Annotated in this window: 24 protein-coding genes and 1 pseudogene; 13 read left to right on the plus strand and 12 right to left on the minus strand. The window is 66.8% G+C overall.

The window, feature by feature from the left end; all coding sequences use genetic code 11:
- Both sufC and E3O54_RS11340 read left to right on the plus strand, forming a co-directional pair.
- Positions 1–124: pseudogene (sufC, locus tag E3O54_RS16955) on the plus strand (Fe-S cluster assembly ATPase SufC); the annotation flags it as partial.
- Positions 125–128: 4 nt separating this feature from the next.
- Positions 129–458 (plus strand): metal-sulfur cluster assembly factor, encoded by a 330-nt coding sequence (locus E3O54_RS11340; protein ID WP_104102197.1) that lies wholly within the window; start codon positions 129–131, stop codon positions 456–458.
- Between the two features lie 60 nt (positions 459–518).
- Here E3O54_RS11340 and E3O54_RS11345 read toward each other — a convergent pair whose 3' ends face one another.
- The gene (locus tag E3O54_RS11345) at positions 519–2,198 is read right to left on the minus strand and encodes a molybdopterin-dependent oxidoreductase (RefSeq protein WP_241976874.1); all 1,680 of its coding nucleotides are present in this window, start codon (positions 2,196–2,198) and stop codon (positions 519–521) included.
- Between the two features lie 873 nt (positions 2,199–3,071).
- Positions 3,072–3,410, minus strand: a complete 339-nt coding sequence (locus tag E3O54_RS16960; RefSeq protein WP_241976876.1) for an OsmC family protein — start codon at positions 3,408–3,410, stop codon at positions 3,072–3,074.
- Positions 3,411–3,779: 369 nt separating this feature from the next.
- Between E3O54_RS16960 and E3O54_RS11355 the strand changes: the two genes are divergently transcribed.
- Both E3O54_RS11355 and E3O54_RS11360 read left to right on the plus strand, forming a co-directional pair.
- Positions 3,780–4,430 (plus strand): TetR/AcrR family transcriptional regulator, encoded by a 651-nt coding sequence (locus E3O54_RS11355; protein WP_134401623.1) that lies wholly within the window; start codon positions 3,780–3,782, stop codon positions 4,428–4,430.
- 59 nt (positions 4,431–4,489) lie between these two features.
- Entirely contained in the window at positions 4,490–6,088 is a 1,599-nt protein-coding gene (locus E3O54_RS11360) for an ABC-F family ATP-binding cassette domain-containing protein (RefSeq protein WP_104102190.1), read from the plus strand.
- Positions 6,089–6,167: 79 nt separating this feature from the next.
- Here E3O54_RS11360 and E3O54_RS11365 read toward each other — a convergent pair whose 3' ends face one another.
- From E3O54_RS11365 to E3O54_RS11375, 3 genes are read right to left on the minus strand one after another with little or no spacing between them, the layout of a single operon-like run.
- Positions 6,168–7,007 carry an SURF1 family protein gene (locus E3O54_RS11365; RefSeq protein ID WP_104102187.1) on the minus strand — a complete coding sequence of 280 codons (840 nt, stop codon included), beginning with the start codon at positions 7,005–7,007 and terminating at the stop codon, positions 6,168–6,170.
- Positions 7,004–7,252, minus strand: a complete 249-nt coding sequence (locus tag E3O54_RS11370; RefSeq protein ID WP_104102184.1) for a hypothetical protein — start codon at positions 7,250–7,252, stop codon at positions 7,004–7,006. Before E3O54_RS11370 ends, E3O54_RS11365 begins: the two co-directional genes overlap by 4 nt.
- Positions 7,249–7,554, minus strand: a complete 306-nt coding sequence (locus E3O54_RS11375; RefSeq protein WP_233191467.1) for a DUF3099 domain-containing protein — start codon at positions 7,552–7,554, stop codon at positions 7,249–7,251. The genes E3O54_RS11370 and E3O54_RS11375 overlap by 4 nt, the downstream gene beginning before the upstream one ends.
- Before the next feature lie 129 nt (positions 7,555–7,683).
- Between E3O54_RS11375 and fabG the strand changes: the two genes are divergently transcribed.
- Positions 7,684–8,394 carry a 3-oxoacyl-ACP reductase FabG gene (gene fabG, locus E3O54_RS11380; protein WP_104102181.1) on the plus strand — a complete coding sequence of 237 codons (711 nt, stop codon included), beginning with the start codon at positions 7,684–7,686 and terminating at the stop codon, positions 8,392–8,394.
- Here fabG and serB read toward each other — a convergent pair.
- On the minus strand, positions 8,391–9,038 hold the full coding sequence (gene serB, locus E3O54_RS11385) for a phosphoserine phosphatase SerB (RefSeq protein ID WP_134373670.1): 648 nt from the start codon (positions 9,036–9,038) through the stop codon (positions 8,391–8,393). The genes fabG and serB overlap by 4 nt on opposite strands.
- Complete coding sequence (gene glgC, locus E3O54_RS11390; protein WP_104102176.1) at positions 9,035–10,279, minus strand: glucose-1-phosphate adenylyltransferase; 1,245 nt, start codon at positions 10,277–10,279, stop codon at positions 9,035–9,037. The genes serB and glgC overlap by 4 nt, the downstream gene beginning before the upstream one ends.
- 80 nt (positions 10,280–10,359) lie before the next feature.
- On the opposite strand from glgC, the gene glgA reads away from it, so the two are divergent.
- The 3 genes from glgA to E3O54_RS11405 all read left to right on the plus strand — a co-directional run bounded on the left by glgA (position 10,360) and on the right by E3O54_RS11405 (position 12,821).
- Positions 10,360–11,541, plus strand: a complete 1,182-nt coding sequence (gene glgA, locus E3O54_RS11395) for a glycogen synthase (RefSeq protein ID WP_134401624.1) — start codon at positions 10,360–10,362, stop codon at positions 11,539–11,541.
- Positions 11,542–11,637: 96 nt separating this feature from the next.
- Positions 11,638–12,420 carry an ABC transporter ATP-binding protein gene (locus tag E3O54_RS11400; RefSeq protein WP_104102172.1) on the plus strand — a complete coding sequence of 261 codons (783 nt, stop codon included), beginning with the start codon at positions 11,638–11,640 and terminating at the stop codon, positions 12,418–12,420.
- 149 nt (positions 12,421–12,569) lie between these two features.
- Positions 12,570–12,821, plus strand: coding sequence for a type B 50S ribosomal protein L31 (locus E3O54_RS11405; protein ID WP_104102169.1), 252 nt, complete (start codon positions 12,570–12,572; stop codon positions 12,819–12,821).
- Positions 12,822–12,935: 114 nt separating this feature from the next.
- On the opposite strand, the gene E3O54_RS11410 is transcribed toward E3O54_RS11405, so the two are convergent.
- Positions 12,936–13,622 carry a 3'-5' exonuclease gene (locus tag E3O54_RS11410; RefSeq protein WP_134401625.1) on the minus strand — a complete coding sequence of 229 codons (687 nt, stop codon included), beginning with the start codon at positions 13,620–13,622 and terminating at the stop codon, positions 12,936–12,938.
- A 405-nt stretch (positions 13,623–14,027) separates the two neighbouring features.
- Between E3O54_RS11410 and E3O54_RS11415 the strand changes: the two genes are divergently transcribed.
- On the plus strand, positions 14,028–14,927 hold the full coding sequence (locus tag E3O54_RS11415) for an alpha/beta fold hydrolase (protein ID WP_134401626.1): 900 nt from the start codon (positions 14,028–14,030) through the stop codon (positions 14,925–14,927).
- Entirely contained in the window at positions 14,924–16,060 is a 1,137-nt protein-coding gene (locus tag E3O54_RS11420; RefSeq protein ID WP_134401627.1) for a glycosyltransferase family 1 protein, read from the plus strand. Before E3O54_RS11415 ends, E3O54_RS11420 begins: the two co-directional genes overlap by 4 nt.
- Here E3O54_RS11420 and E3O54_RS11425 read toward each other — a convergent pair.
- Together E3O54_RS11425 and E3O54_RS11430 are read right to left on the minus strand one after the other, a co-directional pair.
- The gene (locus E3O54_RS11425; protein ID WP_134401628.1) at positions 16,048–16,647 is read right to left on the minus strand and encodes a histidine phosphatase family protein; all 600 of its coding nucleotides are present in this window, start codon (positions 16,645–16,647) and stop codon (positions 16,048–16,050) included. The genes E3O54_RS11420 and E3O54_RS11425 overlap by 13 nt on opposite strands.
- Before the next feature lie 52 nt (positions 16,648–16,699).
- Positions 16,700–17,560: a Sir2 family NAD-dependent protein deacetylase gene (locus E3O54_RS11430; RefSeq protein ID WP_104194042.1), complete on the minus strand. Its 861-nt coding sequence runs from the start codon at positions 17,558–17,560 to the stop codon at positions 16,700–16,702.
- Between the two features lie 101 nt (positions 17,561–17,661).
- Here E3O54_RS11430 and E3O54_RS11435 point away from each other — a divergent pair, with 101 nt between their 5' ends.
- Both E3O54_RS11435 and E3O54_RS11440 read left to right on the plus strand, forming a co-directional pair.
- Positions 17,662–18,465 (plus strand): RNA methyltransferase, encoded by an 804-nt coding sequence (locus tag E3O54_RS11435; RefSeq protein WP_104102152.1) that lies wholly within the window; start codon positions 17,662–17,664, stop codon positions 18,463–18,465.
- A 26-nt stretch (positions 18,466–18,491) separates the two neighbouring features.
- Positions 18,492–19,724: a D-alanyl-D-alanine carboxypeptidase family protein gene (locus E3O54_RS11440; RefSeq protein WP_104102150.1), complete on the plus strand. Its 1,233-nt coding sequence runs from the start codon at positions 18,492–18,494 to the stop codon at positions 19,722–19,724.
- Positions 19,725–20,126: 402 nt separating this feature from the next.
- Here the strand turns inward: E3O54_RS11440 and E3O54_RS11445 are convergent, their stop codons facing one another.
- A complete protein-coding gene (locus E3O54_RS11445; RefSeq protein WP_104102147.1) occupies positions 20,127–20,915 on the minus strand; it encodes an SGNH/GDSL hydrolase family protein in 789 nt (262 codons plus the stop codon).
- Between the two features lie 56 nt (positions 20,916–20,971).
- On the opposite strand from E3O54_RS11445, the gene E3O54_RS11450 reads away from it, so the two are divergent.
- Positions 20,972–22,792 (plus strand): DEAD/DEAH box helicase, encoded by a 1,821-nt coding sequence (locus E3O54_RS11450; RefSeq protein WP_134401629.1) that lies wholly within the window; start codon positions 20,972–20,974, stop codon positions 22,790–22,792.
- An 89-nt stretch (positions 22,793–22,881) separates the two neighbouring features.
- Here E3O54_RS11450 and E3O54_RS11455 read toward each other — a convergent pair whose 3' ends face one another.
- Complete coding sequence (locus E3O54_RS11455) at positions 22,882–24,180, minus strand: PLP-dependent aspartate aminotransferase family protein (protein ID WP_134373682.1); 1,299 nt, start codon at positions 24,178–24,180, stop codon at positions 22,882–22,884.
- Between the last annotated feature and the right edge of the window lie 46 nt (positions 24,181–24,226).

Raw genomic sequence — 24,226 nt, forward strand, 5'->3', positions numbered from 1 at the left:
CAAGCCGGACTTCGTGCACGTCTTCGTCGACGGCCGGATCGCCGAACAGGGTGGCCCCGAACTCGCCGACCGCCTCGAAGACGAGGGCTACGATCGCTTTCTCACCGAATCGAACGTAGGTTAGGCGCATGGTTTCCACGCTGCCCCCGGCGCGCTTCGATGAAATCGAAGAGGCGCTCAAAGACGTCATGGACCCGGAACTCGGTATCAACGTGGTCGACCTCGGGCTCATCTACGACCTGGGCTGGGACGATGAGAACGATGCCCTGATCATCCACATGACCCTGACCTCGGCCGGCTGCCCGCTGACCGATGTCCTCGAGGAGCAGACCGCCGAGGCGTTGGACGGCGTCGTCGACCAGTTCCGCATCAACTGGGTCTGGATGCCGCCGTGGGGTCCCGAGAAGATTACGGACGACGGCCGCGACATGATGCGGGCCCTCGGCTTTTCTATCTGAACTTCCCCTAACGCACGCGAAAACCCCGATCTCCTCCGGAAATCGGGGTTTTCGCGTGCGTTAGATGGACTGCCGATAGCCGAAGAACTCATGGTCGTTGTGGTACCCACCAAACCCCGCACCGATCTCAGAGAAGTCCTCAACGAACTCGATTCCCTTGATCCACTTCACCATCTTGAAACCCAGCTGCGTTTCGTTGCGCAACCGAAGCGGTGCTCCATGCCCGAAAGATAGGGTCTGCCCGTTGAGGTCATAGGCGAGCATGGTCAGTTTGTAGCTCATCTGCTCGATGGGCTGGGCGTCGTAGTACGTGCCACCGTCCGGACCCGCCGCGAAGGAATAGAAAATGACCCATTTCGCCTCGGGTTTCGGCTGCACCAGATCCAGGATCGTCTGCATTGAGATTCCGCCCCACTTCGCGACCCCTGACCACCCCTGAATACAGAAGTGCTGGGTGATCTGATCGTGATGGGGGAGACCCTGCAACTGTGCGAGGTTCAAATCGACGGGGTTCTCGACGAGCCCGTTGACCCGCAGTGTGTAGTCCGCGAAGTTGCCCGCTCGAAGCGCCTGGTATTCCTCGGAGTCCGGGTATTTGCCGTTATGCCAGAAGTACGGTGAAATGTCCTTCTCCGTGTACTGGCCGGGGTTCGCGTCGATGTGTTCAAATAGGCGCTGCGCGCGACCGATCAGCGCGAAACCGACCTTCTGCACCACACGAGGATGCCGATAGGTGAAAGGCGTGGCTGCGAGCCATCCTCCGATGACGACGACCATCGAAGCCGCGAAGATCCCGATGCCGACCCACGATTCACTGTCCTGAGACGCATACATGTGGTTGAGGTTGCGCAGGGCCCCTGTGGTCATCACCAGGGTGACGTGCACAACGATGAACATGACGAACCAGCAGAGCACGAAGAAGTGCAGCGAACGGGCCACCTGGATGCTGAACACCGAGCTGATTTTGCGGAAGCGGGTCGACAGTGCGGGGGACATGCCGAGGCCGGTGACCAGGGCGAGAGGTGCCGCAATGAAAATGGTGATGAAGTAGGCGATCAGCTGCAGACTGTTGTAGTTGGTCCACCCGCTCTCGGCCGGCCAGTCCAAAGACAGGTACTGAAGGGCGGCCGACGCGGCGTTGGGGACGACGTCCCAGCTCAGCGGGACCACGCGCATCCACTGCCCCGTCGCAAAGATAAGAACGCAGAAGATGATTCCGTTGAGCAGCCAGACCGTATCGACGCCGAGGTGCCACCACCGTGCGAGACCGATGGAGTGACGGCGCCCCGGCAGCCCGACACCATCGGGCAAGGTGATTGAGTCCTCCTTCGCCGTGTAGAGCGGATCGCTCGGCACCGGCTTCTGCATGCGAAACCAGTCCTTACCCGGTGTCGAGTGCCGGGTCCAGTACAGCCGCGGATGGTCCGCCATGATGCTGACACCGGACCGGATGATGAAGATCATCATGAAGAGGTTCAGGAAGTGTTGCCAACCGACCCACGCCGGGAACCCGACCGGGGCGTTGTCGGGCAGTGCAGTCGCTCCCGGATACTGGCTCATGAAGTCCTGCACCGCGGGCATCTCCCGCAGCCCCTTGGCAATGGCGATCCCCACGATCAGCAGGACCAGTCCAATGGGTATCAACCACAGCAGATTGAACCACTTGTCCGTGCCGATCCGCACCCGCGGGGCAACGCCGTACTGGGCAGGGACCCGGCCGGCCCAGTGGTCATCCACCACGTGGTACCGCTTCGTGTCCAGTTCCTCCCGAAAACTTCTCCGCGTCCCCCCTGCTCCAATGTCTGTTGCAGGAATATTTCGATCAATCGAGTTTGTATCCATACCGTCCCCATTTGAGAAGCAGGACGCCTCCCCAACCGTGTCGGGAGTGCGATCTACAGCACCGATATGCCCATCTCCTGCTTGCTGCCTGCAAGTATCCTCCTATTAAACGGAATATATTCCGCATTAATCCGGTTAAGCCCCCGGAGGAGTCGATCCGTGCCCTCGGCTTCTTCATTTGATCCACTCCTGATCCACTCCTGATCCACTCCTGATCCACTCCTGATCCAGTCCTGATCCAGTCCTGATCCAGTCACGTCGAAGGGGCACCGGCCATCTGGCCGGCGCCCCTTCGACGTGTCCTGGGCGGTGCTCCGATCCTGGTCACTCGTCCGATGTATTCTCATCCGTGCCCATTTCCCGAGCGCCCGTCTCAGCGGACGACGCCAACTCAGACGGCTCCCAATTCTCCAAATCGATCAGGGACGGGTGCGGCCAGACGTCGGTCTCACCGTCCTCGAACATGTCGCCCGCAGGGCTGATGGTTTCCTGTTCCTCATCTGAGCCGGACGGGGGAGGCCCGTCCGGGTTCGGTTGGGGGTGGTGCGGCTGATTCGTGGTCCATCGTCGACCTCCTCACATTCGTGCAGCGACCGCTGCGGCTGCAGCTGCAGCCGACGGTAGGCCTCCGCCCTGTTCGCCGCGAGACGAGTGGGTGACTGCTTCACGGCGCACGTCGTGGAAGCCGGCGGATGGCCTATCGTGCGCCAGCTTCCACACGGTGCGCCGCGGGACGCGACAGGCCTGACCACCGGTCGGCATCGGATGCGGCTACGCCTTCGTGACGATGACGGACGCGGGAGAGGGGTTCGCGAACAGGTCGAGAACCGGGCAGTGCGCGTCGACGGTTGCCCGCAGCTCCTGGTAGCGCTCATCGGATTCGGGACCGGTGATGGTGATGTGGAGGCGGATCGCTGAGAAGCCGGCCCGCACGTCCTCGCTTATGCCGAACAGTCTCCGCACGTCGAGGTCGCCCTCCGCGGCAATCTCGATCTCGTCGACCTGGATGCCCAGCCCCTGGGCGTTGAGGCGGTAGACGACCACCTGGCATGAGAGCAGGGCGCCGAGCGCAATCTCGACGGGGCTGGCCGCCACAGCGTCTCCGGCCAAGGTTCCGGGCTCGTCGGCGGGGAAGACATGCTTGCCGGCCGTGATGCGGGTGGCGACCGAGCCCTCGCCGGCGGCCGTGACCCGGTAGGTCAGTTTCTATTTCGACGCGTCAGCGCTGATGCGCTCACTCCAAGCGGTTCCGGCGGCGCTGAGGCGGCCAGCACGATCTTCGGCACGAGGGGAGAGTGCGGCGGGCGTCTGCACGAGTGTCATGCCTAACCATAGGAGGCCAGTCTGGCCCGGGCACCCCGCCCGGTCACACAACGTTATGGCCGAGCGCTTCCGCATAGTTCCCGGGCCGAAATGCACCCCTTTAGAATATCATTCCAGTGTTTAGAATGATCGTCTAAGAAGAAGGGTGAAGTCCTGATGAGCATCAAATCGCGCCGGGAGGCTCAGTCGCGCGAGACCCGCACCTTGATCGTGCGGGCCGCGCTCAAGCTGATGCTTGAGCGAGGGTACATTTCCACCACTCTCGGCTCGATCGCCGCCGAGGCAGGCGTCGCGGTGCAGACCATCTACAACTCGGTCGGTGGCAAAGCCGCCGTTCTCTCCGCCGTGCTCGACCGCGTGGCCGCACGTGCACACGAACAGGAAGCCGGCCCCCCACCGCTGCGCAGTCAGATCGCCGAAGCGCGCACGGCCGCCGAGATCGTCCGAATCCTGACCGGCTGGATCGCCGACCTGAACGCCCAGACGTCCGGGGTGCACCGCGTGATCGCCCAGGCGGCCGGAGTCGATGCAGACATCGCGGAGCTGGAGATGCGGCGTTCCGCCCAGCGACTTCTCCAGTACGGCGAGGTCGCGACCGCGCTGCGCTCACGGCACAGCCTGCGCGGGGGAGTGAGCGACCACGAGGCGGCGGCAACGGTGTGGGCGCTCGGGCATCCACAGGCCTACCGGTCTCTGGTCCTCGACCTCGGCTGGTCGGATGCCGCTTACCGGGACTGGCTGGCGAAGGCGCTCCAGGGGGCACTTTCGCTTCCCGGCGCACACCGAGGCGCAACCGATCAAATATAGTGGATAGCTGGCCCGCTTCGGCCAGAAAATTCTACGACTCCCCTGAACGGACTGTTGCTGTGCTGAGTGTGCAAAATCTCGAAATCCGAGTTGGGGCGCGCGTGCTCATGGAAGACGTCAGTTTCCGCGTTTCCGCCGGTGACAAGATCGGCCTGGTCGGCCGCAACGGGGCTGGTAAGACGACACTGACGAAGACTCTGGCGGGTGAGACAGTTCCGACCAACGGCTCGATCGACCGCACCGGTGAGATCGGCTATCTGCCCCAGGACCCCCGCTCGGGCGACCCGGACATGCTCGCTCGGACCCGAATCCTGGATGCCCGCGGCCTCGGCACGATCTCCCTGGGTCTTGCCCAGGCCGGTATCGACATGGGCAGCGACGACCCCAAGACCAGCGCCAAGGCCATGCGCACCTACGGCAACCTCACGGATGAGTTCAACGCGCTCGGCGGCTACGCGGCCGAGGCGGAAGCCGCGTCGATCGCCAGCAACCTGAACCTTCCCGACCGCATCCTCGACCAGCAGCTGCGAACCCTGTCCGGCGGACAGCGCCGCCGCATCGAACTCGCCCGTATCCTGTTCTCGGCCGCGGAAACGATGATCCTCGACGAGCCCACCAACCACCTCGACGCCGACTCCGTGGTCTGGCTGCGGGAGTTCGTCAAGAACTATCGCGGCGGATGCATCATCATCAGCCACGACATCGAGCTGGTCGGCGACACGGTGAACCGGGTGTTCTACCTCGACGCCAACCGCATGGTCATCGACATCTACAACATGAACTGGAGGAACTACCAGCGGCAGCGCGTGGCCGACGCGGACCGTCGTAAGAAAGAACGCGCCAACGCCGAGAAGAAGGCGTCGACCCTCCAGCTGCAGGCCGCGAAGTTCGGCGCCAAGGCGAGCAAGGCTGCCGCCGCCCACCAGATGGTGGCGCGCGCCGAGAAGCTCCTGTCCGGACTGGACGCCGTGCGGGCAGTCGACCGCGTCGCCAAACTGCGCTTCCCCGAGCCCGCCCCGTGTGGGCGCACCCCGCTGATGGCCACCGACCTCTCTAAGAGCTACGGCTCGCTGGAGATCTTCGCGGCCGTGGATCTGGCCATCGACCGCGGCTCGAAAGTGGTCATCCTCGGCCTCAATGGTGCGGGCAAGACCACACTGCTGCGCATGCTCGCGGGCGTGGATAAGCCGGACACCGGAGAGATCGTGCCCGGCCACGGCCTGCGGATCGGCTACTACGCGCAAGAGCACGAGACGATCGACGTCAAGCGCAGCGTGCTAGAGAATATGGTGTCCTCCTCGCCCAACATCACTGAGATGGAGGCCCGCCGGGTTCTGGGCTCGTTCCTCTTCACCGGCGACGACTCGCACAAGCCGGCCGGGGTTCTGTCCGGTGGCGAGAAGACCCGGCTGGCCCTGGCCATGATCGTGGTGTCGGGCGCCAATGTTCTGCTGCTCGATGAACCGACTAACAACCTCGACCCGGCCAGCCGCGAGGAAATCCTTGACGCCCTGGCGCACTATGCCGGGGCTGTCGTCCTCGTGAGCCACGACGAGGGCGCTGTCGAGGCGCTGAACCCCGAGCGCGTGTTGATCATGCCCGATGGCACTGAGGATCACTGGAACAAGGACTACCTTGATCTGATCATGCTCGCCTGATCACCCTTCCTGCGCACAGCACGCTTCCCGGGCCTACTGGCCCGGACATTCGTGTCTCCGTGCCCCTCTGACCTGCCAATCATCTGCCGTCGATGAGCTCGTCCTCGATCTCCGAGTCGCTGCGCGGTTTGGCAGCCTGACGGCGGGCACGCTCGGCGGCGCGAACGCGCTCGTCCGGGTCGTCGAAGTTCACGGCTCGGTACTCTTGCCGGATAGCCCAACCCAGACCGACGAAGCCCATCAGGGCGAACACGAACCATTGGAATGCGTAGGACAGGTGAGGCCCCTCGTCTTTAACCGGGCGGGTGACCGCCACGGGACGTTCGTCCGGCGTCGGTTCCTCGGAAGCCATCAGCCCGTACGCGCCGGTGTACGTCGGAAGGTCCAGCCGGGTGGACACCTCGTCGAGGTTGATCGTCGCGATCTGGTCGCCCGTGGCCGATCTCCCGGCCAACGAAGGCTCACCGGCCTTGAGCCGGGCGGTGACGGTGACAACCCCCGAGGGGGCGGTTGGCACGGATGCCGGGGCGTCGGGGGTCTGCCCGGTCGGCAACCAGCCCCGGTTCACGATGAAGACCGAGCCGTCGGCGAGTAGCAGGGGAGTGAGAACCTCGAAACCCGGGTTGATATTGAGCGGGCGGTTACGCACGATCAGCTCGTCGTCCGTCAAATACGTGCCGGTCATGACAACGGGCAGCCACTTCTGAGACGCGGAGAACGCGTCCAGGCCAGGCAGAGCCTCGGCCAAGGGAACCGGGTCCGCCGCATAGTTGGTCTCCACTTTGTTCATTTCGGAGAGTGCGTCGGAGCGGCGCGCGAGCTGCCAGAGACCGAGCCCGGAGCAGACGGCCGCAAAGAGGATGGTCAGCGCAAGGTATCCGGCCCAGCGCCGGGTGAACGCAAATTTCCAGCCGATCACGCCGGCCCGGCTTCCGGCTCTACAGCCTCAAGGGAGACCGGAAGAGGCGAGACGGCTAATGGGAAGTCTCGGCTGGCCAGGAAATCGCGGAGGTAATCGACGTGAAGGTCGCAGGCCAGCCAGGTCTTCACGCGGTCTTGAGCGTGAATACGGGGATTGCGCCAGTCCAACCGCCAGTCGGCGTTCTCACGACAGCCGGCGCGCGAGCAGTTCGTCGTTTCGAGATCGGCGCCGAGGCCGATCACGTTCCGCTCTCGTCATTGTCCGGTCCGCGAGGCGGCGCCCGGAACACCTGCACGGCTCCCGGTCGGACGACCGTGGACGCCACGGCGCCGCCCTGAACGTTCGCAAAGACGACCGCGAAGTAGGGAAGGGCGATCGCGCCGATGGCGCAGACGAGCAGCCACCAGCCCTGGACGAAGAGCATCAGCACGATGCAGACCATCCGGATGCCCATGGCGATCGAGTATTTGATCATCCGGGCACGACGCAGCTCCTCGGGTGATGGGGGGAGCGAGGTGATCGACTGCTGCTTCATGGATGCCATCGATTCGGTCAGTCGGGGGAGTTTTCCCTGTAAATTCTACGTCTCGTCGGACTCAAACGTAGACGCCCTAAACTGGAAAACACGTGCGTACGGCTGTTCGTTCGCTGAGAAAAAGAGATTGGACCCAGCATGACGACTGGCAGAACTGTCCTTGTCACCGGGGGAAACCGCGGCATCGGATTCTCTATCGCGGAGGAGTTCATCAGGCAGGGACACCGCGTCGCGGTCACCGCCCGCTCTGGGGACGGCCCCAGCGGCAGCCTGACGGTGCGCGCGGATGTGACGGACGCCGCATCCATCGACGCCGCGTTCACCGAGATCGAGGCGGCGCTCGGCCCCGTCGAGGTGGTTGTCGCCAACGCGGGCATCACCAGGGACATGCTGCTGATGCGCATGAGCGAAGACGACTTCACCTCGGTCATCGACACCAACCTCAGCGGCGCCTTCCGAGTCGTGAAGCGTGCGTCCAAGGGGATGCTCAAGGCCCGGTTCGGCCGCATCGTGCTGATTTCCAGCGTGGTCGGCCTGTACGGCTCCGCGGGACAGGTCAACTACTCCGCCTCGAAGAGCGGTCTGATCGGCCTCGCCCGTTCGGTGACCCGTGAGCTGGGCGGGAGGGGCATCACGGCCAACGTCGTCGCACCGGGTTTCATCGAAACCGATATGACCGCAAAACTCTCCGAGTCGCAGCAGGCCGACTACAAGCGCAGCATCCCGGCGGGACGATTCGCGACTCCGGTCGAGGTGGCTCGGGTTGTCACCTGGCTTGCCGGGGACGACGCCGGGTACATCTCCGGCGCGGTCATCCCCGTCGACGGCGGACTGGGGATGGGGCACTAACCGCGCAGACCGAGTATCGGCAGGACCTGGCTCAGGTCGCGGGTATCCAGGGCCAGGTCCGCCTGCGCCCTCACGATCGGTTGCGCGTTGAAAGCGATGCCCAGACCGGCTGCCCGCATCATCGTGAGGTCGTTTGCTCCGTCGCCGACGGCGACGGTCTGGGGCAGGGCTACGCCCTCGAGGGCGGCCCACTCCCGCAGGGCCGCGGCCTTGGCGGCGGCGTCGATGACGGGTCCGACCAGGCCGCCGGTGAGGCGACCGTCGGCCACCTCCAGCCGGTTCGCCCGCCAGTGATCGAGGCCGAAGGCGGCAGCGAGCGGGTCGAGCACCTCGTGGAAGCCGCCCGATACCACCCCGATTCTGCTGCCTCGGGCGTGCAGGCCGTCGATGAGTTCCTGCACCCCGGGAGTCGGGCGGACGAGCCGCCCGACCTCCGCGAAAACATCCGTGGACAGTCCGGCCAGAGTCTTGACCCGGAGCCGTAGACTCTGCGCGAAATCGATCTCGCCGCGCATGGCCTGCTCGGTCACCTCGGCGACGAGGGCCAGCGAGCCGGCCGCATCCGCGAGCAGCTCAATGACCTCGTCTTCGATCAGGGTGGAATCGGCGTCCAGGACGACGAGGAAACGAACGAACTCGGTCACGGGTGGACGTGGACTCCCTTGCCGACGACGGTGATGCCGGACTCGGTGACGCTGAAGCCCCGTGCGCGGTCCCGCTCACGATCAATGCCGACTTCCGCTCCGGCGGCGACCACCACGTCCTTGTCCAGAATCGCCCGACGCACGGTCGCACCCGGTTTGATCTGCACCCGGTCGAAGACGATCGAGTCCACCACCTGGGCGCCGGAATCGATGGCGGCCCAGGGGCCGAGAACACTGCGTTCGATGTGCGCTCCCGAAATGACGCAGCCGAGGGAAACGATCGAGTCGATCATGGTGCCGAGGAAGCCGCGTCCGTCCCGGACGAACTTCGCCGGCGGAGAGTTGAGCTGCTGGCTGAAGATGGGCCACTTCTGGTTGTAGAGGTTGAAAACGGGCAGTGCGCTGATCAGGTCCTGGTGTGCCTCGAAGAAGGAGTCGATGGTACCCACGTCGCGCCAGTAGTCGCAGTCGCGGTCGGTGGATCCGGGGACGTCATTGAGCTTGAGGTCGTAGACGCCGGCCTCACCGCGGGACACGAAGTCGGGAATGATGTCGCCACCCATGTCGTGGCTCGAGTCGGCGCGTTCGCCGTCGCGCAGGACGGCCTCGATCAGCGCCTCCGTGTTGAAAACGTAGTTGCCCATGGACGCGAAGACCTCGTGCGGGGCATCGGCGAGGCCGACGGCATCCTTCGGCTTCTCGCGGAAATCACGGATGCGGTCCGGCGTCGCCGCGTCGACCTCGATGACGCCGAACTGGTCGGCCAGACCGATCGGCTGACGGATGGCCGCGACGGTTGCGGCGGCTCCGGAGGCGATGTGAGCCTCGATCATCTGGCTGAAGTCCATCCGGTAGACGTGGTCGGCTCCGACGACGACGACGATGTCGGGCTTCTCGTCATGGATCAGGTTGAGGCTCTGCAGGATCGCGTCCGCGGATCCGCTGAACCAGCGCTTGCCGAGGCGCTGCTGCGCCGGCACCGATGCGATATAAGAGTTGAACAGGCCACCAGAAACGTGCCAGGTCTGGGAGACGTGACGGTCAAGGCTGTGGGACTTGTACTGGGTGAGAACCACGATCTGGGTGAGGCCCGAATTGATCAAATTCGACAGCGCGAAGTCGATCAGCCGGTAATGACCCCCGAAAGGAACGGCCGGTTTCGCACGGTCCTCCGTCAACGGCATGAGCCGTTTTCCTTCTCCGCCGGCGAGCACGATTCCAAAGATCTTCTTTGACTGCATGTCTTTACAGTAGGGCCATTCGTCACGTCGATCCAGCACGAGTGGGTGTGCCTCCGGCCAGCCTGCGCTAGCTTTGCCTCATGCGAGTGGATCTGTTGACCAAGGAATACCCCCCGGAGATTTATGGCGGAGCAGGCGTGCATGTGGCGGAGCTTGTGAAGGCCCTTCGCACCGACATCGACGTCTCCGTGCGATGTTTCGGCGCGCTCCGCGACGCCGTCGACACCCACGCGTATGAGGTGCCGGCGGAACTGGCCGGCGCGAATGCGACGCTGGCCACGCTCGGCGTCGACCTCCAGATGGCGCAGGACGTGCAGGGCGCCGACATCGTGCACTCCCACACCTGGTACGCCAACGGCGCCGGTCACCTCGCGAAGCTCCTGCACGGGATCCCGCACGTTGTGACCGCGCACAGCCTCGAGCCGCTCCGCCCGTGGAAGGCCGAGCAGCTCGGCGGAGGCTACCGGGTCTCCAGCTGGATCGAACGCACCGCCTTCGAAGCCGCGGATGCCGTCATCGCCGTCAGCGGTGGGATGCGCCGCGACATCCTGCGCAGCTATCCGGCACTTGACGCTGCTCGGGTGCACGTCGTCTACAACGGCATCGACCTCGAACGGTGGAAGCCCACGGACGACCGGGACACCGTGCGGGCACTGGGCATCGACCCGGACCGACCGGCCGTGGTCTTCGTGGGCCGCATCACCCGGCAGAAGGGGCTTCCCTACCTGCTCCGCGCGGCAGCCCTGCTGCCACCGGAGGTGCAGCTGGTGCTCTGCGCCGGCGCCCCCGACACCCCGGGCATCCTGGCCGAGGTCACGGCCGGGGTCGAGGCCCTCCAGCGCGAACGCTCCGGCGTGGTCTGGATCGATCGCCTCCTGTCGCAGCACGACCTGGCCGCCGTGCTCACTGCCGGCACCGTCTTCGTTTGTCCGTCGGTCTACGAACCGCTCGGCATCGTCAATCTGGAGGCTATGGCCTGCGGGCTGCCGGTCGTCGGGACGGCCACCGGGGGCATCCCCGAGGTGGTCGCCGACGGCGTGACCGGCCGGCTCGTGCCCATCGATCAGGCCACCGACGGAACCGGAACTCCCATCGATGCCGACCTTTTCGTCTCAGACCTGTCGCGCACCCTGATCGAGGTCCTCGCCGACCCGGCCAACGCCGCCGCGATGGGCCGAGCCGGCCGGGTCAGGGCCGAGCAGATGTTCAGCTGGACCCAAATCGCCACCCGCACCCGGGAGATCTACGCCTCACTACTCTGAGTCGGGCTCCGACTAACCGCCCAAACGGGTGCTGCAGGAATGCCCGGCACCCGTTTCGCGTGTCTGGGCATCGGCGGCGGCAGATAACATGGCTTTATGGTCAACGTTCTCCACTTCACCGACGTCTCCGTCGTCCGGGATGGCACACCCATCCTCGACTCAGTGAACTGGAGTGTTGATGACGACCAGCGCTGGGTGATCCTGGGCCCGAACGGCGCCGGCAAGACCACGCTGCTGCAGATCGCCGCCGCCCTCATCCACCCGTCGAGCGGAAGTGCCGTGGTTCTTGACGAACCGATCGGACGCACCGACCTCTTCGAGCTGCGGCCGCGGATCGGGTTCGCCTCGACGGCGATGGCCCGCCGGGTCCCCGCGAACGAGAAGGTCCTCGATGTGGTGATGACGGCCGCGTACTCCGTCACCGGGCGCTGGACCGAAGAGTACGAAGCCATCGATGAGCGCCGCGCCCAGCGGGTGCTGGGCGAGTGGAAGCTCGATACTCTGTCCGACCGTAAGTTCGGCACGCTGAGCGACGGCGAGCAGAAGCGGGTGCAGATCGCGCGGTCCATCATGACCGACCCCGAGGTTCTGCTTCTGGATGAGCCGGCCGCCAGCCTCGACCTCGGCGCGCGCGAGGAACTGCTGCAGCTCCTCGGCGGCTACGCGAGCGAGTCGGGGTCGCCGGCGATCATCATGGTCACCCACCACGTCGAGGAAATCCCCCTCGGCTTCACGCACGTCCTGCTCCTGTCCAACGGCCGCATCGTCAGCGCCGGGCCCATCGCCGACGCGCTGACCGCGGAGTCACTGACCGAGGCGTTCGGTCTGTCCATCGAGTTGCACGAGACCGACGGACGTTTCAGCGCCCGCGCGATCTGACCGCCACCGGATGGCGGTCACAGCCAGTGGATTCTGCTAAACTCGACAGTCGGTCCTTGGGCCGCACGGTTTTTTCTGCCGCACCTGGCGAGTCTGTACTCGCTAATCGAAGCGCAACTCACCAATCGAACAGCAATAAGGAAGTCTTCATGAAGTCTGACATTCACCCCACGTACGCTCCCGTGGTTTTCCGCGATCTCGCGTCGGGTGCGACGTTCCTTACCCGTTCGACGGTCTCCAGCTCCAAGACCATCGAGTGGACCGACGGAACCACGTACCCGGTCATCGACGTTGAGATCTCGTCGGAGTCGCACCCGTTCTACACCGGCAAGCAGCGGATCATGGACTCCGCCGGCCGCGTCGAGAAGTTCAACTCGCGTTACAAGGGCTTCGGCAAGTAGAACCGCGCCATACCGCGGCATCCTGCACATCGAAAGGGCGACCAGCTTCGGCTGGCCGCCCTTTCGATGTTGCTGCTCTGGGTCTGGTGTCGCTGTTGCTCGGGTGCTGCCGGGTCAGCGTTCGGGCCAGCCGCCCGCCGCGACGAACGCGGGGTCGCGTTCGCGGCGCATGTAGGCCTGGAAGCTTTCCGCCTGCTGCACGGACCACTGTGCCTGGAGCAGGTGCAGCTCGCCGACTGTGACCGGCAGGGTCTTCAGATGCGCCCGGGCGATGGCCTGGGCTACTCGGCCGGCCGCGATCGCATCCGCCCCGGAGTCGTGCGCGTCATCGAGGGGCACACCGTAGAACGCACTGGTCACTGAAAGGGTGCGCTTGCCCTTGCGGTACCGGTCGAGGGCCTTGTCGATGACGAGCGGGTCGACCACCGGCGACGGTGAGACCAGCGGGGCAACCCCGTAGCGAATCGACTCGCGGTTGAGCAGGGTGAGGTCGTAGGGCGCATTGTACGCCACCAGAGGAAGACCCCGGGCGAGGTGCTCCCGGATCGTCGCGACGATCTCGGCCACCCCGTCGGCGGCGACCCGGCCGTTCGCGGCGGCATGCTCGGTCGTGATGCCGTGCACGGTGGTGGCCTGGGCCGGGATCTCGATTCCGGGATCCAGGAGCCAGTCCACGCGTTCGAGCACCTCCCCGGTCACATCGATGATCGCGACGGTGGCCGACACAATGCGGCTCGTCTCCACGTCGATGCCGGTCGTCTCAAGGTCGAAAACGGCGAGGGTGTCACTCCAGTTGCTCATGGGGAAAGCCTAGGGCCGACCACCGTCATCCCCGGGCGCCTCGGGCGTCGGCCCGCTGGCAGGCCGGCCAGCACCGAGTCTTCGATCCGAAAGGCGATCGGGTTGTGGGAAAAGCAGTTGAGGTCCGGCTGGTTCAAGACGAAGCGGTGGTCGTGGAACCGGCGCCGCACGGAGTCGAGGGCCCAGTTCGAGTTCTCCGTGTCTCTGTGGAGATGCGTCCGGCGTAGTCACCGGTCCCGTCGCCGTTGCGGTCTCCGGAGGAGCGCACCATCAGCTCGGAGGACACGGCGCGGCGGTACCAGCGCGGGTCCCGGGTGACGCTTGATCGGGGCGGTGAAGCTCATTGCGTTCCCTCCCGCCCGAGGGCGTCCGGCGACAGCCGTCGGCCGCCCTAAACTTGGGACGATGAATGTTCCTTCGCCCTACGATTCGCAGCTCGTCCGGATCCCTGTCAGGGTCCGGGACGTCCCGGTGCTGGGCAGCGAAACGCGGTATTGGGAGTACGGCGATCCAACCGCGCACACCACCATCGTGATGGTGCACGGCTTCCGCGGCGACCACCACGGCTTGGAGCCCGTGGTCGCCCAGCTTCCTGGATTCCGCATGATCTCACCGGACCTTCCCGGTTTCGGCGAGTCCGGCGTGCTCCAGGGGTGCCGACACGACATCGCGGGCTACGGCCGGTGGCTGGCCGAGTTCGTGGCAGCTCTGGGTCTGACCGGGCGCAGGGTGGTGCTCGGGCACTCGTTCGGGTCGATCATCGTCGCGGCATCCGTCGCAGGGGGACTGCACGCCGACGACGTGGTTCTGGTGAACCCCATCGCCGCACCTGCCCTGGCCGGGCCGCGCGGCATCCTCACCCGCTTGGCGGTGTTCTACTACCGGGTGGCCGCGCGTCTGCCCGAACGGCTCGGCTTTGCCCTGCTGCGCAACCGCGTCATCGTCCGCGTGATGAGCGTGACCATGGCGAAGACGGGGGACCCCGAGCTGCGCCGTTGGATCCACAACCAGCACGACCGCTACTTCTCCGCCTTCGCGGATCGCCGGGTTGTGCTGGAAGCCTTCACCGCATCGGTCGGCTCCGACGTCAGCGAGTTCGCCGGTCGCATCCCGCAGCGCACGCTGCTGATCGCGGCGGAGAAAGACGACATCACGCCGGTCGCAGCGCAATACCGGCTGCAGAAGCTGTTTCCCGATGCCACCCTGCAGGTGATCCCCGACGTCGGCCACCTGATCCACTACGAGGTGCCGGCGCAGGCGGCGGACGCCCTGCGCCGCTTCCTCAGCGCAAGGGAGACGAAGTGAGAATCGTCTTCGATTGCCGTTACACCCGATTCGACCGGCACGACGGCATCAGCCGGTACACGGCCGGGCTGGTCACGGAATTGGGCAAGCTCCACCCGGTCACCATGCTGATCAATGACCACCGGCAGCTCGACCTGCTTCCGGATCTGCCCTGGCAGCTCGTGAGTGCCCCGACCAGCATCCGGGAGCCGTTCATCGCCCTCCAGATCAACCAGCTGAAGCCCGACGTCGTGTTCTCTCCGATGCAGACGATGGGATCCTGGGGCCGGAAGTACCGGCTGCTCCTCACCGTGCACGACCTGATCTACTACCGCAATCGCACCCCGCCGCGGGACCTGCCCGGTTTGCTGCGCCTGACTTGGCGGCTGTATCACCTATCGTGGTGGCCGCAGCGGATGCTCCTGAACCGGGCCGACGGCGTCGTCACCGTCTCCGAGACTACCCGGGACCTGATCCGGGACAACCGTCTGACGCGGCGGCCGGTCACGGTCATCCACAACGCCGCCGACACGCGGTCGACGCCGCCCGCCGGACGTGCCGCTGCGGAAACGGGTCGCCTGGTCTACATGGGCTCGTTCATGCCGTACAAGAACGTGGACACTCTGGTGCGCGCAGCCGCGGAACTACCGGGCCATGAGCTCCACCTGATGAGCCAGGTGAGCGACCAGGAACGGGAACGCCTGACCGCCCTGGCGCCGCAGGCGACGCTGGTGTTCCACAACGGCGTCACCGACGAGGAGTACCTGCGGGTGCTGGGCTCCGCGACCGCGCTGGTCACGGCGTCTCTGGACGAGGGCTTCGGCATCCCGCTCGTCGAGGCGATGAGCCTCGGCATCCCCGTCGTGGTGAGCGACATCCCGATCTTTCGCGAGATCGGCGGCGACGCTGCGCTCTACTTCGACCCGGCCAGCACCGACGCGCTCGCCCTGGCCGTGCGGCGGCTGGGCGCGGGGGAGTGGGCGGCCCGCTCCACAGCCTCCGTCATCGAGGCGGAACGCTTCACCTGGCGCGATTCGGCCCGGCGGCTCCTGGAACTGCTCACCGGCACCGATACCGCGGATGACTCCGGTACGCGGACCGAGACGGCTACGGGCCCCGGCATCGACGCGGAGCAGCCGGTTCAGCCTGTGTAGTGCGTGTTCTCGGCTCGGCCGCGCTGGGTGGCGTCGAAATGCGTCAGCCCCAGCCGACCGTCCCGCCAGACGAAGTCGTGCACCGAGCCGTTGGCGATGATCTCGTTCTGGCGCGGCCGTTCCCCGGCCGTGCTATGGCGCAGCAGGGTTCCGATCACCCCGCCGTGACAGACGACCAGCACAGACTGTCCGGGGCGCGCGGCGGCCAGCAGCCCGAAGGCCGGCAGCACCCGGTCGAGCACCTCCTGGCGCGTCTCGAGGCCGGGAACGGGCACGTCGTCGGGAAAGCGACGCTGTCGTTCGGCGAACGTGAGTCCCTCGATCTGGCCGTGATGGCGCTCGGTGAGCTCCGGGATGACCTCCGGGCTCGGCAAGCCGAGCTCGCCGGCGATGATCCGGGCCGTCTCGTGGGCACGGTCCAGAGGGCTCGTCACGATGGTGTCCCAGCGCCGGGATCTCAACCTCAGGCCTGCCTCGGCGGCCTGCGCCCGGCCGGTCGAGTTGAGGGGGATGTCTGTGCTGCCCTGGATCCGCGTGTGCAGGTTCCACTCGGTCTGTCCGTGCCGCACGATCGAAAGTCTGGTCATCCTGCCGTTTCCGTTGTCGCGGGGGTGGGGGTGGTGGTGGACCGGGCCTGTTTCACGCCGGTGCGCCGGCGAGGCGGTCGGCCAGCCCCGCCAGCGACTCCGACGTGCCCGCCTCCAGCTTGAGCAGTGCCCGGCCGTCGCCCTTGGTCTCGCCGCGGTTGATCACGACGATCGGCAGCTTGCGGCGCCGGGCCTGTTCCAGCAGACGGATGCCCGAGTTCACAAACAGGGACGAGCCGGCGATGACCAGGGCCTCCGCACCGGTGACGAGCGCCGTTGCCTCGGTGAACTTCACCGTCGGCACCAGCTCGCCGAAGAAGACGACGTTGGGCTTGAGCATACCGCCGCAGACCGTGCAGTCGGGAATGGTGAAACCGTCGATGTCGGACACCTCCGCATCGCCGTCGGGGGCTGTGCGCACGTCGCCCGGTGTCATCAGTGTCGGGTTGGCCGCTTCGAGGCGCGCGGCCACACTGTCGCGGCCGAATGCCTGACCGCAGTCCAGGCAGACGACGAGGTCCAACGACCCGTGCAGGTCCACGACGTGCCGCGACCCGGCGCGGGTGTGCAGGCCGTCCACGTTCTGCGTGATGACCCCGCTGATCAGTCCGCTCTGCTCCAGCCGGGCGAGGGACCGGTGCCCGAGGTTGGGCTCCGCAGAGCGGAACCGGTGCCAGCCGAGGTGGCTGCCGGCCCAATAACGCTTGCGCGCCCGCTCGTCGCCGACGAAGGTCTGAAAGTTCATCGGGGTGCGCACGGGGGCACCCTTCCCACGGTAATCGGGAATGCCGGAATCGGTGCTCAGACCGGCTCCGGTCAGCACCGCGATGTGGCGACCGCGGAGCACCTCGGCCACGGCATCCAGAGCGGCGGCAGCGGCGCCGACGGCGACCGGAAGCGTTTCGGTGGTCATGGAGCTCCATCCTGTGTACACCGAGTCTAAACTCGCCGGTTTTCGACTGGGGGAGGGAACTGGCAGGCTGGACGGATCATCCCCGTGAAAGGCGTCCCGCTGTGCAGATCGTCCCCATCGAAAACCTTGACCTGCCCGGTCTCGCCGACTACTCGCGCTTGACAGATGTCGCGCTCCGCCGTGTCTCCGAACCGGCCGGCGGGCTGTACATCGCCGAGTCCAGCAAAGTCATCACCCGAGCCCTCGCGGCCGGCCACCGCCCGCGGTCCGTGCTACTGCAGCAGCAGTGGCTGCCCGACGTGCTGCCGCTGCTCGCGGACTGGCCGGACGTGCCCGTGTACGTCGGCGCGGCATCCGTTCTCGAACGGCTCACCGGCTACAACCTGCACCGTGGTGCGCTGGCGGCGATGCACCGTCCGGATCTGGCGCCGGTGCACGAGGTGATCCGGGACGCGCGGCGCATTGTGATCCTCGAGGACATCGTGGACCATACCAACGTGGGCGCCATTTTCCGCTCGGTCGCCGGTCTCGGCGCGGACGCCGTCCTGATCACGCCGCGCTGCGCAGACCCGCTCTACCGGCGCAGTGTGCGGGTGAGCATGGGCACGGTGCTTCAGGTGCCGTGGACCCGACTGCCGGAATGGAGCGAGGCCGCCCCGATGCTGCACGGGGCCGGTTTTCACCTCGCGGCCCTGGCACTGTCCGACGACGCTGTCAGCCTCCCGCAGTTCGCCGGGAACGCGCCGGAACGGCTGGCCCTGATTCTCGGCGCCGAGGGCGATGGGCTCAGCACCCAGGCTCTCTCGGCCGCCGACACCGTCGTGACGATCCCCATGCTCCACGGCGTCGACTCGCTCAATGTGGCCTCGGCCAGCGCCGTCGCGCTGTACGCTCTGCGCGTCTGAACGCGGGCGCTTGGTAGAGTCGTCGGATGCCACTGACCCGACGCCAAACGTTCCTTCGCCGTCGGGTTGCCTTCGCGGCGGCACTGGTTCTCACCCTGGGCGGGGTCGGCTACCTGGCCGGCACGGGGCTGGCCCCGGTGCCGGCCGCGGCCGTCGAACTGATCGAACCGGCCGCGCTCACCCAGCCGGCCGCCGAGCTGATCTGGCCGGATGCCGGTGCGGGCGCCATCGGTGCGGTCGGCTACCCGGGGCTGCTCGGTTCCACCGGCGACCAGGAATCGATGCCGATCGCGAGCATCACGAAGATGGTCACCGCACTCGTGCTGCTCGAGGAGAAACCCCTGAGCCTGAACGAGCCCGGCCCGGACATCCGGTTCACCGACGACGACGTCGACATCTACTACGACGTGCTGGCCGAGGACGGCTCGGTCGCGCCCGTGTCCGCCGGCATGGTGCTCAGCCAGCGTGAGGCCTTCGAGGCCATGCTCCTGCCCTCCGCGAACAACTACAGCATTTCACTGGCGATCTGGGCATTCGGTTCCGTGGATGCCTACCTGGCGGAGGCTGAAACCTGGCTGGCCGCGAACGGTCTGACCGACACCGCGGTGGCCGACACCAGTGGGCTGTCGCCGGCCAGCGTGAGCAGCCCGGGCGACCTGGTCAAGATCGGCAAGCTTGTTTTGGCCGACTCCGTCCTGGCCGAGATCGTGTCCATGGAGACGTCCGACCTGCCGACCGTCGGCACGGTCACCAACACCAACAAGCTCCTCGGCTCCAACGGTGTCACCGGGATGAAGACCGGAACCACGGACGAGGCAGGCGCCTGCCTCCTGTATTCGGCCGACTTCACGGTCGGCGGCGAGACCATCACCCTGGTCGGCGTCATGCTCGGCGGCGACACTCATCCCGAGCTGAATGCGTCGATCGTGGACCTGCTCGACAGCGTCGAACCCGGTTTCCGCGCGGTAAGCCTGGCCGACAAGGGTGCCGCCTACGCGACTTACGCCACCCAGTGGGGGCAGAAGAGTCGGGCGGTCGCCGCGGAGGCGGCCTTCGCCGTGGTCTGGTCGGACACGCCCATCACGGCCGTCCCGGCGGCGCGCCCGGTCACCCTCGGGGAGGTCGGCGACTCGGCCGGTGCGATCGACTTCCAGGTGGGGGAGACCACGGTGAGCGTGCCGCTGGTGCTCGAGCGCGAGCTGACCGACCCGGGTGCCGCCTGGCGCTTCACCCACCCGGCCGAGCTGGCCGCGGGCTAGTCGCACGTGAGGCCGGGCCGAGCCCGCGCGTGTGGCCAACTCAGGACATCCGTCGCCCGCACTCACCGGCCACTGCGGACCAGTGCCGAACCGGTAACGATGCCCGCCCCAGCCGGTCGGATCTCCTGAGTTAGCCACATTCCGGCCGGATCCGAAGCAGCGCCTGTCGGGTTCGGGCCCACCTCTCGCGCTCCGCCCCGTAGCCCCGTTGCCCGAACGAATTCGACGGAGTTTTTTCTCAAACTCGGCCGTAATCAATCGGAAACCCGCATTTTCCCCAGAATCTCCGTCGAATTGGTTCGACACCGGACGCTGGTGACCGGACGCTGGTGACCGGACGCTGGTGACCGGACACCGTCGGCCGGACGCCGGGCGGCGCGGGCTCGCCGCCGCTGAGCCGGTCTAGTGCCTGGGCTGGCTGAACGGCCGGGCATCTGGGCGCTTGGGCAGCACGTGGTCGCCGGAGGACTGGTGCCGGATACGGCGCAGAACCCACGGCAACAGGTACTCCCGCGCCCACTGCATGTCCTCCGTGCGGGCCTCCCGGAAGGTGCGCCCTGGCATTGGCTCGGGCTTCCGGGGTTCGAGGGCATTGGGCACGTTGAGATCGGAAAGCACCATCCGGGCGACGGTATGGTGGCCGAGGGCGTTCAGGTGCAGCCGGTCCGCAGACCACATGCCGGCATCTTGAATCTCGGTCAGCGACCAGAGGTCGGCGACGACACAGTCATACTTCGTCGCGACCGCGCGCAGGTTCTCGTTATAGATCGCGATCTTGCCCCGAATACCACGGAAAACGGGGGAGAAGCCCACATCGGCGCCCGTGAACAGCACGATGGTGGCGTTATCGCGACTCAGCCGGAGCACCTGCTCCTCGACCCTGGCGGCGATGAGGTCGGGGTCGGATCCCGGCCGGAGTACGTCGTTGCCGCCCCCGGAGAAGGTGATCAGATCCGGATGCAGCGCAAGCGCCGTCTCCACCTGTTCCACGCTGATCTGGCGGATCAGCTTGCCCCGCACGGCGAGGTTCGCGTAGGCGAAGTCCGGTGTGCCCTGGCTGAGCACCTCGGCGACCCGGTCCGACCAGCCCCGGTTCCCACCCGGACTCGTCGGCTCGGGATCACCCACCCCCTCGGTGAAGGAGTCCCCGAGGGCGACATAGCGGGACCACGGATGCATCGGCGTCGTCATTGCTCCATTCTCCCCCCGCATCACGGCAGTCCGTTCACCGGGTAAGTTCGTATGACGTGAATACTCCACCCCCTTTCGGTCCTGCCCAGGGGACGAGTGCAGCCGAGCATCTCTCGCCTTCGTTCCCGGAGCGTGCCGCGTGGGGCACGGCCGGCAAATTGCGGGCCTGGCAGGCGGAAGCGCTGGAAGCGTATTTCGTGCACCAGCCACGTGATTTCCTCGCCGCGGCGACACCGGGCGCCGGCAAGACCACCTTCGCTCTGCGGCTCGCCGCCGAGCTGAAGGCCCGCCGACTGATCGACAGCATCACGGTGGTCGCGCCCACCGAGCACCTCAAGCGCCAGTGGGCGGATGCCGCGGCGCGGGCGGGCATCCGGCTCGACCCCAACTTCAAGAACGCCAACGGTCGCTACGGCAACCACTACCACGGCGTTGCCGTCACCTACGCCCAGGTGGCCAGCCGGGCGGCGCTGCACCGGCAGCTGACCCAGTCCAACCGCACCCTTGTAATCCTGGACGAGGTGCACCACGGCGGGGACGCGCTGAGCTGGGGTGACGCAATCCGGGAGGCGTTCGAGCCGGCCACCCGCCGCCTCTCGCTCACCGGCACCCCGTTCCGATCTGACACCTCGCCGATCCCGTTCGTGAGTTACCTGCCCGACGAGCACGGCATCCGTCTGTCCCAGAGCGACTACAACTACGGGTATGGCCGGGCCCTCGAAGATGGCGTCGTGCGCCCGGTCATGTTCATGGTCTACGCCGGGCATATGAAGTGGCGCACCCGCGCCGGCGACGAGATGGAAGCCAAACTCGGCGAGGGTAACACCAAGGACATCACCTCCCAGGCCTGGCGCACCGCCCTGGAACCCACCGGGCAGTGGATCCCCGCAGTGCTGCGCGCCGCTGATTTGCGCCTCACCCAGGTGCGCCACGGCATCCCGGATGCTGGTGGCCTCGTCATCGCCACCGACCAGACCATGGCGCGCGCGTACGCGGCCATCCTGCAGGAGATCTCGGGGGAGTCGGTGACCGTCGTACTCTCCGATGAGAAGGAGTCGAGCGACCGGATCGACGAGTTCGCGCACAACACCTCGCGCTGGATGGTGGCCGTGCGGATGGTGTCGGAAGGGGTCGACGTGCCGCGCCTGGCCGTGGGCGTCTACGCGACCAGCGCCTCCACACCGCTTTTCTTCGCGCAGGCCATCGGCCGGTTCGTGCGGGCCCGGCGCCGCGGTGAGACGGCGTCCATCTTCCTGCCCAATGTGCCCAGCCTGCTCAGCCTGGCCAACGCGCTCGAGCTGGAGCGCGACCACGCCCTCGACCGCAGCAACCGCGACGACGACGACGGCGACGACGGCATGTACAACCCCGAAGACGCCATGGTCGCCGACGCCAACAAGTCGGAGAAGGCCTCCGACGACCTCGGCGAGGAATTCACCTGGCAGGCCATCGATTCCCAGGCCACCTTCGACATGGTGATGTTCAACGGCGACGAGTTCGGCGAGCTGGCGGAACCGGGCACCGACGAGGAGTTCGACTTCATCGGCATCCCCGGTCTGCTCGAGCCTGAGCAGGTCTCCGAGCTGCTGCGTCAGCGCCAGCACCGGCAAGCCAAGCGCTCCACCGACCGACGCAAGGATCCCGTCACCGGCGAGGTCGCCCCGGTGGACCCGCCACCGCTCTATCGCACGCTCAAGGAGCAGCGCACGCTGCTGGCGAGTCTGGTGGGCATGTGGTCGAAGCTCGCCGGCGAACCCCACGGCATGGTGCACGCCGAACTCCGGCGCGAGTGCGGCGGGCCCGCCGTCGCACAGGCCAGCGTCACCCAGTTGCAAAAACGGATCGACCTGCTCCGCCGCCGCCTCGGCCGCAGCTGACCCGCGGCGGAACCGCATTTGAGCGTCGCGGGTGCCCGTTCCGGGCGGGAGTGACCCGCTGAACGGCTACTCTCGACCGAATCGGCCTCTCAGGCGACGGCGTCCTGGGGTTCGGCGGCCGCGGTGTTCGGCACCACGACCTTCGCCCCGTCGGGAGTGACGTCCATCACTACGTCCAAGGCGGCGAGGATGTCGGCGAGCAGGTCGTCGACGTGCTCGAGGCCGATCGAAAGGCGCACGATCCCGGCACCGGGCCGGGCGCCGGCCTCGACCGGGCGGTGGGTCAGGGAGGCCGGATGCTGCACGAGCGAGTCCACGCCGCCGAGGGAGACCGCGTGCGTGATCAGCGTGCAAGCCTCGGTGAAGCGCACGGCCGCATCGAAACCGCCCGCGAGGTCGAGGGCGATGATAGACCCGGCCCCGTTCGCCTGACGGCCCAAAAGCCCCAGCGGGTCCTGCCCGGGCAGCCCTGGGTACAGTACCCGGGCCAGTGCGGGGTGACCCGCGAGGCGCTCCGCGACGGCGCCGGCGGTTGCTTGTTGGGCGCGCACACGCACCGGCAGCGTGCGCAGCCCCCGGTGCAGCAGATACGCGGCGAACGGATGCAGCACACCGCCGGTCAGGGCCCGCACCTGGCGCAGGCGCACCATCCAGTGCTCGGGGCCGGAGACCGTGCCGCCCATCACGTCTCCGTGGCCGCCCAGGAATTTGGTCGCACTGTGCAGCACCAGCGTGGCGCCCGAATCGACCGGGCGCTGAAGCACCGGGGTGGCGAACGTGTTGTCGACCAGCACCGGCACGCTGCCGGCCGCCGCGACCACGGCACGGATGTCGGTCAGCGCCAGCGTCGGGTTCGCTGGGGACTCCAGAATGACCAGCCCGGTGTCCGGCCGGATTGCCTGGGCAACCCCGTCGGGATCGACCCACGACACAGTCGTACCGAGCAGCCCGGTGGCGAGCACATGGTCGGTACCGCCGTAGATCGGCCGGAGGGCCACCACGTGGGGCGTGCCGCCGGCCACGGATGCGATCAGCACGGCCGCCAGCGCGGCCATTCCGCTCGCGAAGGCGACGGTGCCCTCGGTGCCCTCCAGGGCCGACAGCGCCGTTTCGAACCGGGCGACTCCGGGCTGCCAGAGTCGCTGGTACACCGCGGAATCGCCCTCGCGGATCGTACCTCCGGTGGCGAGGTTCTCGTAGGAGTCCCCGCCGCACTCGACTCCCGCCAGCGGATTGGTCGTGGAGAGGTCGATCACGGGCACATGCGAACCGGCCGCTGTCAGCCCGGCCATCCCGCCGTGCACGGCAACCGTGTCTGGGTGCGGGGCCGATGGCCGCAGGGCAGGTCCGCGGGGAGGCAGGGGCGGCAGCGGAAGCGTTGGCGTCATGCACAGACACAAACAGATTCTGCCGCACGGCGCAATCATCCTTGCA

It is taken from the genome of Cryobacterium sp. TMT2-4, from assembly GCF_004402575.1.
Taxonomy (GTDB): domain Bacteria; phylum Actinomycetota; class Actinomycetes; order Actinomycetales; family Microbacteriaceae; genus Cryobacterium; species Cryobacterium sandaracinum.